Source organism: Pseudomonas wenzhouensis (assembly GCF_021029445.1).
In the GTDB taxonomy this organism is placed as follows: domain Bacteria; phylum Pseudomonadota; class Gammaproteobacteria; order Pseudomonadales; family Pseudomonadaceae; genus Aquipseudomonas; species Aquipseudomonas wenzhouensis.
In genome coordinates this window covers 2,924,169-2,940,974 of record NZ_CP072610.1, presented here as the reverse complement: position 1 = coordinate 2,940,974, position 16,806 = coordinate 2,924,169, and the positions used below count along the sequence as shown (strand labels likewise).

The following is a 16,806-nucleotide window of genomic DNA, read 5'->3' as shown; positions in this document are numbered from 1 at the left end:
ATGTCCAAGCAAGACCTGATCGTCACTGCCCTCGCTGACCTGCAGCCCGAGCATCTCGAGGTGCTGGACGAGAGCCATATGCACAGCCGTGGCCTGGAAACCCACTACAAGGCGGTGATCGTCAGTCCGCTGTTCGCCGGCCTGAACGCAGTCAAGCGGCATCAGAAGGTCTATGCCACGGTGGGCGAGCTGATGGGACAGATCCATGCCCTGGCCCTGCACACCTACACCCCCGAGGAGTGGGCAGCGCAGGGTGTGGCGCCGGCCTCGCCGACCTGCCGCGGCGGTCATTGAGGTAGCCCGGATGCAATTCGGGGGAACCCGCCGGCAATGCCCGGGTTGCATCCGGGCTACAGACAGGCTGTCGCGCCCTGTCGCCAAGCCACCCAGGCGATTGCACGCTTTGCTACAATCGCGCCTGCGCCGGCCAGCTGAGCCGGCGTTTTTCATGTGCCACCAGTCCGCCCTTTACGTGGGCGACTACTGAAGGAAACCCCTCATGACCGACAAGATCGTCGTCGCGGCGTTGTATAAATTCGTCTCCCTGCCGGATTACCAGGCGCTGCGTGAACCTTTGCTGCAAACCCTGCTCGACAACGGCATCAAGGGCACCCTGCTGCTCGCCGAAGAGGGCATCAACGGCACCGTTTCCGGTAGCCGCAGCGCCATCGATGCACTGCTCGCCTGGTTCCGCCAGGATGCCCGTCTGGCCGATATCGATCACAAGGAATCCTATTGCGATGAACAGCCGTTCTATCGCACCAAGGTCAAGCTGAAGAAGGAAATCGTCACCCTCGGCGTGCCCGGTGTCGACCCCAACCAGCGCGTCGGCACCTATGTCGAGCCGCAGGACTGGAATGCGCTGATCTCTGATCCCGAGGTGCTGCTGATCGATACGCGCAACGACTATGAGGTGGCCATTGGCACCTTCGAGGGCGCCATCGACCCGAAGACCAAGTCGTTCCGCGAGTTCCCCGCGTACATCAAGACCCATTTCGACCCCAGCAAGCACAAGAAGGTGGCGATGTTCTGCACCGGTGGCATCCGCTGCGAGAAAGCTTCCAGCTACATGCTTGGTGAGGGCTTCGAGGAGGTCTATCACCTCAAGGGCGGCATCCTCAAATACCTCGAGGAAGTGCCGCAGGAGCAGACCAAGTGGCAGGGCGACTGCTTCGTCTTCGATAACCGTGTGACCGTGCGCCACGACCTCTCCGAAGGTGACTACGATCAGTGCCATGCCTGCCGCAATCCGATTTCCGTGGAAGATCGTCAGTCCGAGTTCTACAGCCCGGGCGTGAGCTGCCCGCATTGCTGGGATTCGCTGCCGGAGAAGACCCGTGAAAGCGCCCGTGAGCGGCAGAAGCAGATCGAACTGGCGCGCCAGCGCAATTTGCCGCACCCGATTGGCCGCAATCCCCGCCAACTGAACGAGGCCTGAGCCATGGCGAGCCGCCTGCTCTACGTGATGGACCCGATGTGCTCCTGGTGCTGGGGGTTCGCTCCGGTGGTCGAAGCACTGGCCGAGCAGGCGGCTGTCGATGGCGTACCACTGCAGATCGTGACGGGCGGGCTACGTCGTGATCAGGTGGCGATAAATGCTGCAGCGCGGGTGCGCTATCTGGGTTACTGGCAGGCGGTCAATGCCAGTACCGGGCAGTTGTTCGACTTCGAGCGTGGTCTGCCGGAGGGCATGGTGTACGACACCGAGCCTGCATGTCGTGCGCTGGTCACCGCGCGCAACCTCGATGCGTCCAGCGCCTGGACGCTGCTCAGGCTGATTCAGCGTGCGTTCTATGCTCAGGGCGCCGATGTCACCCAGGCCAGTGTGCTGGTGGAGCTGGCCGAGCGTGCCGGCATCCCGCGCATCGAGTTCGCCAAAGCCTTCGACAGCCAGGCCATGCATGAAGCCACGGCCACTGATTTCACCTGGGTGCAGGATCTGGGGATTGCCGGCTTTCCCACGCTGCTGGCCGAGCGCGATGGGCAGCTGGCCTTGCTGACCAACGGCTACCAGCCGCTTGATGCGCTTTCACCCTTGCTGAGCCGCTGGCTGGAGCGCGCCGCCCATGCCTGATCGGTTGAGCTGGGCAGAAATCCGTCGCCTGGCCCTGCGTCACAAGAAAGCGCTGATTCTGGCCAACCTGGTCGCCGTGCTGGCGACCCTGTGCAGCGTGCCGATCCCACTGTTGCTGCCGCTGCTGGTGGACGAAGTGCTGCTCAAGGATGGCGATGCAGCGCTCAAGGTGATGGACAACTTCCTGCCCAGCCATTGGGAAACCGCAGCCGGCTACATCGGCCTGATGCTGTTTCTGACCCTGCTGCTGCGCGGTTCCGCACTGATCTTCAACGTCTTGCAGGCGCGCCTGTTCGCCAGGCTGTCGAAGGATCTCGTCTACCGCATCCGCGTCCGTCTGATCGAACGGCTCAAGCGCATCTCGCTTGGCGAGTACGAGAGCTTGGGCGGCGGCACCGTGACGACGCACCTGGTCACCGATCTGGACACCCTGGACAAGTTCGTCGGTGAAACCCTCAGCCGCTTTCTGGTCGCGGTGCTGACCCTGGTCGGCACCTCGGCCATCCTGCTCTGGATGCACTGGCAACTGGCCTTGCTGATCCTGCTGTTCAACCCGCTGGTGATCTACGCCACCGTGCTGCTGGGCAAGAAGGTCAAGCACCTGAAGAAGCTGGAGAACGACAGCACCTCGCGCTTCACCCAGGCGCTGACCGAGACCCTGGAGGCGATTCAGGAAGTGCGCGCCGGCAATCGCCAGGGCTATTTCCTTGGCCGCCTCGGCGGGCGGGCGCGCGAGGTGCGCGATTACGCCGTGGCCTCGCAGTGGAAGAGCGATGCCTCCAACCGTGCCAGCGGCCTGCTGTTCCAGTTCGGCATCGACGTGTTCCGCGCGGCGGCGATGCTCACCGTGCTGTTCTCCGACCTGTCCATCGGCCAGATGCTCGCGGTGTTCAGCTACCTGTGGTTCATGATCGGCCCGGTGGAGCAGTTGCTCAGCCTGCAGTACGCCTTCTACGCTGCCGGAGGCGCCATGACGCGGATCAACGAGCTGCTGGCGCGTCAGGACGAACCGCAGTACGCCGGGCGCGTCGATCCGTTCAAGGGGCGCGACACGGTGGGTATCGAAGTGCGCGGGTTGACCTTCGGCTATGGTGACGAGCCGGTGCTCGATCGGCTCGATCTGTCCATCAGCCCCGGCGAGAAGGTGGCCATCGTCGGTGCTTCCGGCGGCGGCAAGAGCACCCTGGTGCAGCTGTTGCTGGGCCTGTACACGGCGCAGGCCGGCAGCATCCGTTTCGGCGGCAGCACGCTGGAAGAGGTCGGTCTGGACTGCGTGCGCGACAACGTCGCCGTGGTGTTGCAGCACCCGGCATTGTTCAACGACACGGTGCGCGCCAACCTGTGCATGGGCCGTGAACGCAGCGACGAGGCCTGCTGGCAGGCGCTGCGCATCGCCCAGTTGCACGACAGCATTGCGCAACTGCCACAAGGGCTGGACAGCGTGGTCGGGCGCAGTGGCGTGCGCCTGTCCGGCGGCCAGCGCCAGCGCCTGGCCATCGCCCGCATGGTGCTGGCCGAGCCCAAGGTGGTGATTCTCGATGAAGCCACTGCGGCACTGGACGCCGCCACCGAATACGCCCTGCACCAGGCGCTGGCGCAGTTCCTCGAAGGGCGCACCACGCTGATCATCGCCCACCGTCTGAGCGCGGTGAAGCAGGCCGACCGCGTGCTGGTGTTCGACGGCGGCAGCGTCGCCGAGGATGGCGACCATCAGCAACTGATCGCCGAAGGTGGGCTGTACGCCAAGCTGTATGGGCATCTGCAGCAGGGCTGAGGGCGGTTGCGGGCGAAGCGTTGCCACAGAAGGATGCGGTTCGTTGAACCGTGCCGCATTGCCCCGGATTTCATCCGGGCCACGTGATTCGCGTCGCTTCGTAGCCCGGATGAAATCCGCGAAGTGGCATGGCGAGACGCTCCCTGGTTTGCATCCAGGCTACTGAGCAGGCGGGCTTTGCGTCGCAGTAACCTTGCCTCAATCCTCGCTCATCAAGGCTTCGCTCAATTCCTCGAACAACGTCTGCACCGAACGCAAGGCGCGGCAGTCCGGCCGTGTCAGCAGCCAGAGTTCGGTGTCGCAGCCGGTCAGCGGCGGGCCGAGGGCCTTGAGCTCGGGATGGGCGCGCAGGACGAAGTCGGGCAGGGCGGCGACACCCAGCCCGGCGCGGGTCAGTTGCGCCACGGCGTACATGCTGCTGCAGCGGTAATTGGGGGTGACACCCGGCCATTCACGCAGGCGCCAGAGCACCGTGGCGTGATCCGGCATCGCCTCGTCCGGGGCGATCCAGCTCTGTCGGGCCAGGTCGCTGCGATCCTGGCCGTCATCGCGGGCACAGACCCGGTAAGACACCTTGGCCAGGCGCCGGCCGACCAGATGCTCCGGTGGCTGGTTGGTCAGGCGCAGGGCCAGGTCGGCGTCGCGCCGGCTGAGGTTGGCGAAGTCGTTGGAGGTCACCAGCTCCAGCGCCAGGGCCGGGTAGCTGGGCATGAAGCGTGCCAGTGCCGGCAGCAGCAGGCTGCCCAGTACCGCATCGGTGCAGGTCAGGCGTACCGTGCCGCTGACCACCTGCTTGCCCAGTTCCAGCGCTACCCGTGCAGCATCCAGCGCCTGCTCGGCGCGCTCGGCCTGTTCGGCCAGGGCGCGGGCGGTCTCGCTGGGTTCGTAGCCGCGCCGGCTCTTCTCGAACAGGGCCACGCCCAGTGCTGCTTCCAGCCGGCGCACGGCGCGAAATACGGTGGAGACATCCACCTGCAGCAGGTCTGCAGCGCGCGCCAGGGAGCGGCCACGCACCAGGGCGAGTACCAGGGACAGGTCGCTATGGTCGATTTGATATTGCATGGCTGCAATCTCTGCTTGTCTATTCGCCAATTATTATTGCGCGAGCGCCATCTTATAGTGGCAGGGAGACCGCCATGCAAGAGGGGGATAGGCGTATGTACAGCAAGTGTCGAGTCAAGGTCGCTCTGGTGGGTGACTACAATGCGGCGATTGCCGCGCACCGGGCCATTCCCGAGGCGCTGCGCCTGGCCAGCGAGGCACTGGGTGTGGCGGTCGCACATGACTGGCTGGCCACTGACAGTCTCGTCGATGACGCCACCCTGATGGCTTACGACGGCATCTGGTGCGTGCCGGGCAGTCCCTACGCCGCCACCGAAGGTGCGTTGCGCGCCATTCGTTTCGCGCGCGAGCAGGGCGTGCCGTTCCTGGGCACCTGTGGCGGCTTCCAGCACGCGCTGCTGGAGTACGCGCGCAACCGCCTGGGCTGGACGGATGCCGAACACGCCGAGCTGTCGCCGCAAGCGCAGCACCCTCTGATCGCGCCCCTGAGCTGTGCCTTGCTGGACGTCAGCGAGCACGTGCACCTGGTCTCCGGCTCGCGCATTGCCGAGCTCTATGGTGTACGTGAGATCAGCGAGCAGTACCTGTGCCGCTACGGCCTCGCCGATGCCTTCGTCGAGCCGCTGATGGCCCAGGCGCTGAAGGCCTCCGGGCACGACCAGGCGGGCGCGGTGCGTGCCATCGAACTGGAAGATCATCCGTTCTTCATCGCTACCCTGTTCCAGCCCGAGCGTGCGGCGCTGGAGGGGCGTCTGCCGCCGGTGGTTGCCGGTCTGGTCGGCGCCTGTGCGGTGCAGTCGGTGCACGAAGCGCAGCAACAGGCCGTTGCGTGATTGCGGCGACACCGAAGCCTCCCTATTACGTGGTGATCTTTACCTCGCTTCGCAGCGAGGTCGACGCAGGCTATGCCGAGGCGGCGCAGCGCATGCTGGAACTGGCCGCACTGCCGCCCGGCTTTCTCGGCGTGGAGTCGGCACGCAGCGACGGCCTGGGCATCACCCTGTCCTACTGGCAGAGCGAGGAGGCCATTCGCACCTGGCGCGAGCATGCCGAGCACAGCGCCGTGCGCGAGCAGGGACGTGCCGATTGGTACGCTGCCTTCGCCACGCGCGTGGCCAGGGTCGAGCGCGCTTACACATTCTCGCGCCCGGACTGAGTGCAATTGGCAAGTCTGCTGACCACGCTGTAAGGATTATTTTACGTTTGTCGAGGCTTTGCATGCCTTGCCCCAGACTCGTAAAGAAAAGCTTCCAGTGCCAGGCCTGAGCACTGCGTCCAGGCGTCGCACAGCATCTTGAGAGCGGCCCTGCGCTCGGTTGTCATGAGGGTGTCCGCAACGCATTCGTGCGGCTGCCATAACAATGACAATCAGGAGGCGAAATGACCGCCGTGGCCAAGATCGAGCAGCACAACCCTATCGGAACCGACGGTTTCGAGTTCGTCGAATTTACCGCGCCAACCGACGAAGGCATCCAGCAACTGCGCCAGTTGTTCACCGCCATGGGCTTCACCGAAACCGCCAAACACCGCTCGAAAGAGGTGTGGCTGTTCCAGCAGAACGACATCAACATCGTGCTCAACGGCAGCCCCACCGGCCATGTGCGCGCCTTCGGCGAAAAACACGGCCCCAGTGCCTGCGCCATGGCCTTCCGGGTCAAGAATGCGGCCCAGGCTGCGGCCTACGTCGAGCAGCAGGGCGCAACGCTGGTGGGCAGCCACGCCAACTTCGGCGAGCTGAACATCCCCTGCGTCGAAGGCATCGGCGGCTCCCTGCTGTATCTGGTCGACCGCTATGGCGACAAGAGCATCTACGACGTTGACTTCGAGTACATCGAAGGCCGCAGCGCCAATGACAATGCCGTCGGCCTGCAGTGCATCGACCATTTGACCCACAACGTGCGCCGCGGGCAGATGGACGTCTGGTCCGGCTTCTACGCGCGCATCGCCAACTTCCGCGAGATCCGCTACTTCGATATCGAAGGCAAGCTCACCGGCCTGTTCTCCCGCGCCATGACCGCGCCCTGCGGCAAGATCCGCATCCCGATCAACGAGTCGGCCGACGACAAGTCGCAGATCGAGGAATTCATCCGCGAATACCACGGCGAAGGCATCCAGCACATCGCCCTGAGCACCGACGATATCTACGCCACCGTGCGCCAACTGCGCGCCAACGGCGTCGATTTCATGACCACCCCGGACACCTACTACGAGAAAGTCGACAGCCGCGTCGCCGGCCATGGCGAGCCGACCGATGTACTGCGTGAGCTGAATATCCTCATCGATGGTGCGCCCGGTGATGACGGCATCCTGCTGCAGATCTTCACCAACACAGTGATCGGCCCGATCTTCTTCGAGATCATCCAGCGCAAGGGCAACCAGGGTTTCGGCGAGGGCAACTTCAAGGCGCTGTTCGAATCCATCGAGGAAGACCAGCTGCGTCGCGGCGTGATCTCCGAGGAGTGATGCCATGAGCCGTCAATGGATCCGCTTTCCCCTGCGTGAGGGCGAGTGCTCGCGCCAGGCGCACTGCGACCTGCCGCAGGGCACCTATGAGCGCGAGATGGGTCGTGAGGGCTTCTTCGGCCCCACCGCGCACCTGCACCACAAGCATCCGCCCACCGGCTGGATCGACTGGCAGGGGCCGTTGCGTCCGCATGCCTTCAACTTCAACGACATCCCCAGCGAGCGCGACTGTCCGCTGGCGGCGCCGCTGACGTTGCACAATGCCGATGTGAAGTTGCGTGTGTGGCGCACCCACGGCGCCATGCGCCATCTGGTGCGCAATGCCGATGGTGACGAGCTGCTGTTCGTGCATGAAGGCAGCGGGCACCTGTATTGCGACTTCGGCCATCTGCAGTACCGCGACGGCGACTACCTGCTGATCCCACGCGGCACCGCCTGGCGTATCGAGGCCAGCACGCCGAGCTACTTCCTGTTGATCGAGAACAGCGACGGCGCTTACCAGTTGCCAGACAAGGGCCTGCTCGGTCCGCAGGCGATCTTCGATGCGGCGGTGCTGGAGCACCCGCATATCGATGAAGCCTTCAAGGCGCAGCAGGACGAGAGCACCTGGCAGATCAGGATCAAGCGGCGCAATCAGATCAGCACCGTGACCTACCCCTACAACCCGCTGGACGTGGTCGGCTGGCATGGTGACAACACCGTGGTGCGCCTGAACTGGCGCGACATTCGTCCGTTGATCAGCCATCGCTACCACCTGCCGCCATCGGTGCACACCACCTTTGTCGCCAACGGTTTCGTGATCTGCACCTTCACGCCGCGCCCGGTGGAGTCCGATCCCGGCGCGCTCAAGGTGCCGTTCTTCCACAACAACGACGACTACGACGAAGTGCTGTTCTACCACCGTGGCAACTTCTTCAGCCGCGACAACATCGAGCAGGGCATGGTCACCCTGCACCCGTGCGGCTTCCCCCATGGGCCACACCCCAAGGCGCTGAAGAAGAGCCAGGAAGATCCGGCCACCTTCATCGACGAGGTGGCGGTGATGATCGACACCCGCCGTGCGCTGGAAGTAGCCGATGCCGCCAGTGCGGTGGACGTGGCCGAGTACGTCAACTCCTGGCGTGCGCCGGGTACCCAAGGTTGAACCTGTAGGAGCCGGCTTGCCGGCGATCAGCGATCCCCGGATCGTCAGCAAGCCGGCTCCTACGCCAAGAACGGAAAGCACTTATGAAACTCGCATCACTCAATCAAGGCCGCGATGGCGTGCTGATCGTCGTGTCCCGCGATCTCACCCGTGCCGTGCGTGTACCGCAGATCGCCACGACCCTGCAGGCCGCGCTGGACGACTGGGCCATGGCCCGGCCCAGGCTCGAGGCCATCTATCAACGCCTCAATGACGGCCTGGAGGCAGAGGCGTTTGCCTTCGATCAAACCGCCTGCCACAGCCCGCTGCCACGCGCCTATCACTGGGCCGACGGCAGCGCCTACGTCAACCACGTCGAGCTGGTGCGCAAGGCGCGTGGCGCCGAGATGCCGGAAAGCTTCTGGCACGATCCGCTGATGTACCAGGGCGGCGCCGACGCCTTTATCCCGCCGCACAGTCCGATCCGCCTGGCTGATGAAGCCTGGGGCATCGATCTGGAAGCCGAGCTGGCAGTGATCACCGACGACGTGCCGATGGGCGCCACGCCGGCCGAAGCGGGCGGCCATATCCGCCTGCTGATGCTGGTCAACGATGTGTCGCTGCGCAACCTGATTCCCGGCGAGCTGGCCAAGGGCTTCGGCTTCTATCAGAGCAAGCCGTCATCGAGCTTCTCCCCGGTGGCCATCACCCCGGACGAGCTGGGCGAAAGCTGGAAGGACGGCAAGGTGCATCGGCCGCTGGTGTCGCATATCAATGGCGCGCTGTTCGGCCAGCCGGATGCCGGCGTGGACATGACCTTCAACTTCCCGACCCTGGTCGCCCACGCCGCCAAGACCCGTCCGTTGGGCGCCGGCACCATCATCGGCTCCGGCACCGTGTCCAACTACGACCGCAGTGCAGGCTCCAGCTGCCTGGCGGAGAAACGCATGCTGGAAATCGTCGAATCGGGCGAGGCGAAGACGCCGTTCCTCAAGTTCGGCGACCGGGTGCGCATCGAGATGTTCGACGCCGCCGGGCAGAGCATTTTCGGCGCCATCGACCAGGTGGTGGAACGTTATGAGCACTGACGCCAGTCGCAATCGTAGGAGCCGGCTTGCCGGCGATGCCTTGGCGCAGAGTGGATCGTCAGCAAGCTGGCTCCTACAGGACGCGTCGCGATGCTGAAACTCTACGGCTACTGGCGCTCCAGTGCCGCCTACCGCGTGCGCATCGCCCTCAACCTCAAGGGGCTGGCCTATGAGCAGGTGCCGGTGCACCTGGTCAAGGATGGCGGCCAGCAGCACGGCGCCGACTATCGCGCGTTGAACCCGCAGGGGCTGCTGCCGCTGCTGGTGGACGAGGACAACGGCGGCGTGCGCATCGCCCAGTCGCTGGCGATCCTCGAATACCTCGAGGAAATCTTCCCGGTGCCGGCGTTGCTGCCGGCTGACCCAGCCGAGCGTGCGCAGGTGCGGGCGCTGGCGCTGCATATCGCCTGCGATGTGCATCCGCTGAACAACCTGCGCGTGCTGCAGTACCTGTCCAGCGAACTGGGCGTCGCCGATGAGGCGAAAAACACCTGGTACCGGCACTGGGTCGCACTCGGTCTGGCCGCTGTGGAGGAGGGCCTGGCGGTATTCGACGGACGTCTGTCACTCGGTGAGCGCCCCGGATATCTGGAAGCCTGCCTGATTCCGCAGCTGTATAATGCGCGGCGTTTTAACTGTGACCTTGCCGCGTACCCACGCATTGTCGCCATGGCGGCGCGCTGTGAACCCCTGGAGGCCTTTCAACTGGCCGCACCGGAGGTACAAGCCGACGCCCAGTGACACCCCTGGCTTCACCAAGCCTTGCATTCCGCTGCGCCACAAGCGTGGCGGGTCCGATTCCGTCACAGATAAAAACAAACAGGTGACGCATGACCCGTGAAAAACCGAAGAACCTCTGGCTGTCGCGCTGGGGTTTCCTCCTCGCTGCAACCGGCTCGGCCGTCGGGCTGGGCAATATCTGGAAATTTCCCTACATCACCGGCGAATATGGTGGGGGTGCCTTCGTGCTGATGTACCTGGCGTGCATCCTGGCCATCGGCATTCCGGTCATGATGACCGAGATCGCCATTGGCCGCCGTGGCCGTGGTAGCCCCATCGACGCCATTGGCCGCGTGGTGCGCGAGAACAATGGCAACCCGTTGTGGAAAGCGGTGGGCGGCATGGCCATGCTCGCCGGCTTCATGATCCTGTGTTTCTACGTGGTCGTCGCCGGCTGGGCCTTCGCTTACACCTGGAAGATGCTCGACGGCTCGCTGGCTGCCACCAGCGTCGAGCAGCTCGGTGGTGTGTTCGAGGCGCATAACGCCAATCCCTGGCAATTGGGCGGCTGGAGCGTGCTGGTGGCGCTGCTGACCCTGTGGATCGTCGGCAAAGGCGTGCAGGCGGGCGTCGAAAAAGCCTTTCGCTGGATGATGCCGGGCCTGGCGGTAATGCTGCTGGTGTTGGTCGGCTATGCCTTTACCAGCGGCAGTTTCAAAGCCGGTTTCGATTTCCTGTTCCATTTCGATGCTTCGAAGATCACCGGCGAGGCGTTGCTGGCGGCGCTGGGGCATGCCTTCTTCACCCTGAGCCTGGCCTCCGGAGCGATTCTGACCTACGGCTCCTACATTCCCGACGGCCAGTCGATTACCCGCACCACCTTCATGGTGGTGGTCTGTGATACCTGCGTGGCGCTGCTGGCGGGGCTGGCGATCTTCCCGATCATCTTCGCCAACGGCATGAGCCCAAGCGCCGGGCCTGGGCTGATCTTCATGAGCCTGCCGCTGGCCTTCCAGCAAATGCCGTTCGGCACCGTGTTTGGCGTGCTGTTCTTTGCCATGGTGTCGGTCGCAGCGCTGACTTCTGCCATCTCGATGATCGAGGCACTGGTGGCCTACCTCAACGAGAAACATGGCGTTAGCCGGATCAAGGCTGCTGCCGGCTCCGGTGCTGTGCTGCTGGTGATCAGCCTGCTGGCGATGCTGTCGTTCAACCTGTTGGCCGGCTGGACGCCTCTGGGCAAGAACTTCTTCGACTGGCTGGACTACCTCACCTCGCGCTGGATGATGCCGCTCGGTGGCATCTTCATGGTGCTGCTGGCAGGCTATGCGCTGCGCGGCGAGATCATGCGCGATGAACTGGGCCTGCCACCGTTGGGCTACGCACTTTGGCTGTTCATGGTGCGTTACGTCAGCCCGGTTCTGATCATGATGGTCTTCCTGCATGCGCTGGGCTGGCTGCTGTTCGACCCCATCGCGCAGTGGTACTGGATCGCCGGTGCCATCGGGGGGCTGGCGATAGTTGGCGAAATGCTGCGGCCCAGAGTGATGCTGGTAATCGCAGGGCGCTGACGGGCGACACGACAAAGGCGCAGTGGTTGATGCCACTGCGCCTTTTTTCTGCTCCTTCGCATCTTCGCAGCGAGGAATGCTGCGAAAACCTTCTCATTGGTTGCCGCTGGCGGAAAATCGCCAGTTTCCTGCTTTCAGTAAGCGGATAGCTGCTGAATCTTCCCCTGTGTCAGTCATTCGCTGGCTAAGCTGCATGAAAGACAGAAGCGAATGGCCAGCACTCAAGCGCTGCGACTCTCCTGCCGATAGCATTACAGGCGTTCAAGCTGACGTGGCATAGCAGTTGCCTGATCAATCAGCCAAGCCACGCCCTTGAGGTGTGGCTGTATAAGAAGAATTCGGAGTCGTCCCCTATGTTCAAGCCTGCCATACGTTTTTTCGCCAACCTTGCCGTGGGCAAGAAACTCTTCATCGGCTTCGGCTTGGTTCTGTTGCTCACTGCGGCCATGACGGTCAGCGGCTATCTGGCCGTGCAGGCGGTATTGCTGGGGCATGAGCAGGTCGGCCAGTTGGCCCAGGTGAATCAGGAGATCCTCGAAGCACGACGGCTGGAACGTAACTTCGCCATCGAGCAAAGCCCGGAAAACGCCAGCCGGGTGCGTGACAGCCTGCTGCAGGTGCAGAGCCTGCTGGAGAATCTGGACAGGGATGCTGCCGAGGGGACGCGTGTGCAGACCATGCAGCAGGCCACCGGCGAGTATCTGAAACAGTTCGAGAACTATGTCGAGCAGCAAGCCAAGGCACGCGAAGCTCGCCAGGAAATGCGCAATGCTGCGTCGGAGGCGCGTGATCAGTTCGAGGTCATCGAACTGGACATGTATGACGCAGTGCGTGAATTGCGCCTACAGGGCGACCGTCTGCGTGGCAGTGATCCGCTGACCCTAGCCGAAACCGCCTCCGGCCTGAGCAAACGCATGCTCGATCTGCGTGGCCACGAGAGCCTGTACATCATCGACGGCTCAGCCGAAGCGCTGGAGGAGTGGGAGTACGTCAGCGGGGATCTGCAGACCGTTGCCAGCAGCCTGAAGGTCTGGCTCGACGATGATCAGAAGGCCGCCATCGACACCGCCCTGCAGGCGCTGACCCTGTACCAGCGCTCCTTCCTTTATTACCGTCAGCTGCGTGAGCAGAACCAGGCCACGGAAACGGCGATGATCGAGCGTGCGCGCTCGGTCGTCGATCTGGCCGAGTCGGCGCAGGCTGCTGCCGATACCCGTATGCTTGCCGGCTCTCAACGCGCCATGGTGATCCTCGGCATCATGGGCGCCGCTGCCGTGGTGCTGGGGTTGTGCGCTGCGTTGCTGATCACCCGGTTGATCGTGGTGCCGCTGCGTCAGAGCGTGAGCTTTGCCCAGCGCATTGCCGCAGGCGATCTCAGCCAGGACATCACGCAGGCGCGGCGTGACGAAGTCGGGCAATTGCTCGAGGCCATGCAGGCCATGACGGTCAGCTTGCGTAACCTGGTCAGCCGCATTGGCGGCGGTGTCGGGCAGATTGCTGCGGCTGCCGAGCAGTTGTCAGCAATCACCGCGCAGACCAGTGCCGGGGTGCAGACGCAAAAGCTGGAAACCGAACAGACCGCTACCGCCATGCACCAGATGGCAGCCACCGTGCAGGAGGTGGCGCAGAACGCCGAGCAGGCCTCGCTGGCCGCGCGTGATGCGGATCTGGAGGCGCAGCAGGGCAATCGTGTGGTGCAGCAGGCAGTCGATCAGATCGACAGCCTGGCCGGCGAGGTGGAGCAGTCGGCCCAGGCCATCGCCGAGTTGAATCAGGAAAGCGCGCGCATCAGCAGCGTGCTGGAAGTGATTCGTGGCGTCGCCGAGCAGACCAACCTGCTGGCGCTCAACGCGGCCATCGAAGCGGCGCGTGCGGGCGAACAGGGGCGTGGTTTCGCCGTGGTCGCCGACGAAGTACGGGCGCTGGCCAAGCGTGCCCAGGACAGCACCGAAGAGATCGAGAGCCTGATCGCCGGCCTGCAGCGCATGGCCAAGGGCGCCGTGCAGCAGATGGACAGCAGCCGCGACCTGACCCGGCGCACCGTCGAACTGGCGGGCGAGGCTGGGGACGCGCTGGGGCGCATTACCCAGGCGGTGAGCACCATCGAACAGATGAACCAGCAGATCGCCGCCGCTGCCGAAGAGCAGAGCGCCGTGGCTGAGGCGATCAACGAAAGCGTTACCCGTGTGCGCGATATCGGTGAGCAGAGCGCCAGTGCCACGCAACAGACTGCGGCCTCCAGCGCCGAGCTGGCGCGTTTGGGTGTTGAGTTGCAGGAGTTGGTGCGCCAGTTCCGCACCTGAGCCAGACGAGCCGGGACGCTGGCCGCGGAGAGCAGGGCGGACGCGGGCGCATCAGCGAACAGTCCGCCGTGTCCTGCTTCGCGAATATGCCCTACAGCGCTGGCTCCCACAGGTTCAGGTTCGGGCTGGACTGAAGCGCTGGCCCGAGATCGCAGGATGATAGAGCGGCTGCACCTTGTTTCCCGCCGGGTCCAGCAGGTGAAAGCTGCGCGCGCCGTCGCCATGGTCGAAAGGCCTGTCCAGCAGCGTCACCCCCTGTGCCTTGAGGTACTGGTACCAGGCGTCCAGCTCCTCGACGCTGTCGACGATGAAACCGTAATGATCGACCAGCGGTACGCCGTGGTGCTCGGCATAGGCGCGGCCGAGCGACAGGTTGTCGTTGCCGCAGGTCAGGTAGACCAGATCCTCGTTGGCGCGGTGCAGCACCTGCATGCCCAGTACGTTCACGTAGAAACGCTCGCACGCTTCCAGGTTGGGTACCAGCAGGGCCAGATGGCGCAGGCCATTGAGGCGCGATGGACGCTCAAGCATTTTTTACACTCCAATATGTATACAATTATTCTTCGAATATAAAACATAATGGAGGTTACCGTGTACGTGCTATTGCTCAAGACCCAACTCAAGCCCGGCAGTTTCGCGGCGTTCATGGATGCCATGCACGTCAACGCCGCCGCTTCGCTGCGCGATGAGCCGGGCTGCCTGACCTTCGACGTGATGCGTGACCGCAGTGATCCTGACCGGGTGTGGCTGTACGAGGTGTACGTCGACGAGGCGGCTTTCGAGGCGCATACGCAAACCGCGCATTTCCTCGCCAGCCGGCCGCTGGTGGAGCCACTGATCGAAGCGCAGGAGGCTATCGAGGCCGATATGCTGGCATTCAATCCGGCGCGCTGAAGTGAGGCTGCCCAGGGCAGCACCGGCCGCTGCGCAGGCTTGCTTCGGTCAGGCCGTACTCTGTGCCATCTGCATATCCAGCACCCGGATACGCCCCGGTTCGGGATAGTGCCAGTGTACGTCGAGATCCCAGAAGCGCGCGCCATAGCGGCGCTCCGGCTGCGGCTGCTGGTAGGCCGGGCGCGGATCCTGCGCCAGGCACTGCTCGATCAGCGCCACCAGCGGCTCGTTCAGGCGTTGCGCGTGCTGGTGCGCCAGGCGTAGGGCGTCATCCTGCCAATCCACGGCGATCAGGGGTGGTGGCGCGTCGGCCATGTCGTTGCGGGCATCGCTCACGGCGTCGGCGTAGGGCACGTAGGGCTTGATATCCAGCACCGGGGTGCCGTCGAGCAGGTCGATGCCGGACAGGTGCAGGCGGCCTGGTTCCACGCGTTCCAGGCGTACCACGGACTGGCCGATGCCATTGGGGCGATGGGTGGCGCGGGTGCTGAACACGCCTACCGTCTGGTTACCGCCCAGACGCGGCGGGCGTACCTTCAGGCGCGGCTTGTCTTCCAGCGCTTGGTGAAAGAGAAACAGCAGCCAGACATGGCTGACCTGTTCCAGGCCCTGTACGGCCTCGCCCTGGTCGAAGGGCGGCAGCAGCTCCAGCACGCCGCGTGCGGCGGGCGCCAGGTGCGGCTGGCGAGGAATGGCGAATTTCTCCTTGAAGCAGGAGTGAACGATACCGACCGGTGAAACCAGATGCTGCATGGTGGCTTGCCTAGCGTCTGTTGACGGGGGCGTCGTAGGCCACGCGGCAGCCGGCGTCGCGGAACGGGCCGGTGAAGCGAATCCAGCCTTCACCCGGGCTGACCTGAGCGCAGGTCAGGTGGCCATCGATCTTGCTCTGCCAGAGAAAGAACGGCGCCGGTGCGGCGAGGCCGGGCAGGCTCATGGCGAGCAGTGCGGTGAAGAGCAGGGTACGCATGATGGTGGTCTCCAGAGCGTGACAGGCACAGCCTAACATGGCCTCAGAAGCGTTCCTTCTCGCCCAGATAGCGCCATTGCCCGACCGGTAACTTGGCCATGGGCACGCCGCCGATGCGGATGCGCTTCATGCCCAGCACCTTCAGGCCCAGCGCCGTACAGATCTGCCGCAGCAGGTCAGGGGCCGGATTCTTCAGCGCGAAGCGCAGGCGTTGTTCGCTCTGCCAGCTGGCCTTGCACGGCGGGAACTGCGTGCCCTTGTGCAGCCAGCCTTTCTTCAGGCGCTCCAATGTGCTGGCAGGCACTTCGCCGGCGACTTCGACCAGGTATTCCTGCTCCAGCTTGGCCGCATCCTCGCGCAGCTTGCGTTGCGTGCGCCAGTCCTGGCTGAGCACGATCAGGCCGCTGGCCCCGGTTTGCAGTGGCAGGCTCTGCTCCTGGCGCAGGAAGTGGCCATGCAGGATGCGCTGGGCATGCGGGTCTTCTTGCCAGTGCCGTTCGCGTACCAGCAGGTGCTGCAACTGTGCGGTGTTGCAGCCGGTCGAGCCATGTACCAGCAGGGTGACGGGCTCCACGGGATCAAGGCTGGCATCGGGGTGCAACTCGACGCGTTGATCCTCGACCTTGAATTGCGGCGCCTCGACCACCTGGCCGTCCACCGTCACCCAGCCCCCAGCGATGTAAAGATCGGCTTCGCGGCGCGAGCAACCGAACAGCTCGATGACGCGTTTGGACAGACGGGTGGCTTCGCTCATGACGGCGCTC

General features: G+C 64.1%; 18 protein-coding genes and 1 pseudogene. 14 read left to right on the top strand and 5 right to left on the bottom strand.

Annotation, left to right across the window (positions count from 1 at the left end; genetic code table 11):
- The 4 genes from J7655_RS13495 to J7655_RS13480 all read left to right on the top strand — a co-directional run bounded on the left by J7655_RS13495 (position 1) and on the right by J7655_RS13480 (position 3,848).
- Positions 1–294 carry a BolA family protein gene (locus tag J7655_RS13495; protein WP_003461815.1) on the top strand — a complete coding sequence of 98 codons (294 nt, stop codon included), beginning with the start codon at positions 1–3 and terminating at the stop codon, positions 292–294.
- 205 nt (positions 295–499) lie between these two features.
- Positions 500–1,438, top strand: coding sequence for an oxygen-dependent tRNA uridine(34) hydroxylase TrhO (trhO, locus tag J7655_RS13490; RefSeq protein WP_230924885.1), 939 nt, complete (start codon positions 500–502; stop codon positions 1,436–1,438).
- 3 nt (positions 1,439–1,441) lie between these two features.
- Positions 1,442–2,074 carry a DsbA family protein gene (locus J7655_RS13485; protein WP_230924884.1) on the top strand — a complete coding sequence of 211 codons (633 nt, stop codon included), beginning with the start codon at positions 1,442–1,444 and terminating at the stop codon, positions 2,072–2,074.
- On the top strand, positions 2,067–3,848 hold the full coding sequence (locus J7655_RS13480) for an ABC transporter ATP-binding protein (protein ID WP_230924883.1): 1,782 nt from the start codon (positions 2,067–2,069) through the stop codon (positions 3,846–3,848). The genes J7655_RS13485 and J7655_RS13480 overlap by 8 nt, the downstream gene beginning before the upstream one ends.
- A 198-nt stretch (positions 3,849–4,046) precedes the next feature.
- Here J7655_RS13480 and J7655_RS13475 read toward each other — a convergent pair whose 3' ends face one another.
- Positions 4,047–4,910, bottom strand: coding sequence for a LysR family transcriptional regulator (locus J7655_RS13475; RefSeq protein WP_230924882.1), 864 nt, complete (start codon positions 4,908–4,910; stop codon positions 4,047–4,049).
- 95 nt (positions 4,911–5,005) lie between these two features.
- On the opposite strand from J7655_RS13475, the gene J7655_RS13470 reads away from it, so the two are divergent.
- From J7655_RS13470 to J7655_RS21105, 9 genes and pseudogenes are all read left to right on the top strand, one after another.
- Positions 5,006–5,743, top strand: a complete 738-nt coding sequence (locus tag J7655_RS13470; protein WP_230924881.1) for a CTP synthase C-terminal region-related (seleno)protein — start codon at positions 5,006–5,008, stop codon at positions 5,741–5,743.
- Positions 5,740–6,066, top strand: a complete 327-nt coding sequence (locus J7655_RS13465; RefSeq protein ID WP_230924880.1) for an antibiotic biosynthesis monooxygenase family protein — start codon at positions 5,740–5,742, stop codon at positions 6,064–6,066. Before J7655_RS13470 ends, J7655_RS13465 begins: the two co-directional genes overlap by 4 nt.
- A gap of 224 nt (positions 6,067–6,290) precedes the next feature.
- The gene (hppD, locus tag J7655_RS13460) at positions 6,291–7,373 is read left to right on the top strand and encodes a 4-hydroxyphenylpyruvate dioxygenase (RefSeq protein ID WP_230924879.1); all 1,083 of its coding nucleotides are present in this window, start codon (positions 6,291–6,293) and stop codon (positions 7,371–7,373) included.
- Positions 7,374–7,377: 4 nt separating this feature from the next.
- The gene (locus J7655_RS13455) at positions 7,378–8,517 is read left to right on the top strand and encodes a homogentisate 1,2-dioxygenase (protein WP_230924878.1); all 1,140 of its coding nucleotides are present in this window, start codon (positions 7,378–7,380) and stop codon (positions 8,515–8,517) included.
- Between the two features lie 83 nt (positions 8,518–8,600).
- Positions 8,601–9,584: a fumarylacetoacetate hydrolase family protein gene (locus J7655_RS13450; protein WP_230924877.1), complete on the top strand. Its 984-nt coding sequence runs from the start codon at positions 8,601–8,603 to the stop codon at positions 9,582–9,584.
- Between the two features lie 90 nt (positions 9,585–9,674).
- Positions 9,675–10,325, top strand: a complete 651-nt coding sequence (gene maiA / locus J7655_RS13445; RefSeq protein WP_230924876.1) for a maleylacetoacetate isomerase — start codon at positions 9,675–9,677, stop codon at positions 10,323–10,325.
- A gap of 89 nt (positions 10,326–10,414) precedes the next feature.
- On the top strand, positions 10,415–11,875 hold the full coding sequence (locus J7655_RS13440; RefSeq protein ID WP_230924875.1) for a sodium-dependent transporter: 1,461 nt from the start codon (positions 10,415–10,417) through the stop codon (positions 11,873–11,875).
- A 353-nt stretch (positions 11,876–12,228) separates the two neighbouring features.
- A pseudogene (locus tag J7655_RS21110) lies at positions 12,229–13,320 on the top strand (HAMP domain-containing protein); the annotation flags it as partial.
- On the top strand, positions 13,306–14,178 hold the full coding sequence (locus J7655_RS21105) for a methyl-accepting chemotaxis protein (RefSeq protein WP_420850951.1): 873 nt from the start codon (positions 13,306–13,308) through the stop codon (positions 14,176–14,178). The pseudogene J7655_RS21110 and the gene J7655_RS21105, both read left to right, overlap by 15 nt.
- A gap of 114 nt (positions 14,179–14,292) precedes the next feature.
- On the opposite strand, the gene J7655_RS13430 is transcribed toward J7655_RS21105, so the two are convergent.
- The gene (locus J7655_RS13430) at positions 14,293–14,709 is read right to left on the bottom strand and encodes a VOC family protein (RefSeq protein WP_230924873.1); all 417 of its coding nucleotides are present in this window, start codon (positions 14,707–14,709) and stop codon (positions 14,293–14,295) included.
- A 60-nt stretch (positions 14,710–14,769) separates the two neighbouring features.
- Between J7655_RS13430 and J7655_RS13425 the strand changes: the two genes are divergently transcribed.
- The gene (locus J7655_RS13425; RefSeq protein WP_230924872.1) at positions 14,770–15,072 is read left to right on the top strand and encodes a putative quinol monooxygenase; all 303 of its coding nucleotides are present in this window, start codon (positions 14,770–14,772) and stop codon (positions 15,070–15,072) included.
- A 48-nt stretch (positions 15,073–15,120) separates the two neighbouring features.
- Here the strand turns inward: J7655_RS13425 and tsaA are convergent, their stop codons facing one another.
- From tsaA to J7655_RS13410, 3 genes are read right to left on the bottom strand one after another with little or no spacing between them, the layout of a single operon-like run.
- Entirely contained in the window at positions 15,121–15,825 is a 705-nt protein-coding gene (gene tsaA / locus J7655_RS13420) for a tRNA (N6-threonylcarbamoyladenosine(37)-N6)-methyltransferase TrmO (RefSeq protein WP_230924871.1), read from the bottom strand.
- A gap of 10 nt (positions 15,826–15,835) precedes the next feature.
- Positions 15,836–16,042: a hypothetical protein gene (locus J7655_RS13415; RefSeq protein WP_074860706.1), complete on the bottom strand. Its 207-nt coding sequence runs from the start codon at positions 16,040–16,042 to the stop codon at positions 15,836–15,838.
- A 43-nt stretch (positions 16,043–16,085) separates the two neighbouring features.
- On the bottom strand, positions 16,086–16,796 hold the full coding sequence (locus J7655_RS13410) for an RNA pseudouridine synthase (protein WP_230924870.1): 711 nt from the start codon (positions 16,794–16,796) through the stop codon (positions 16,086–16,088).
- Between the last annotated feature and the right edge of the window lie 10 nt (positions 16,797–16,806).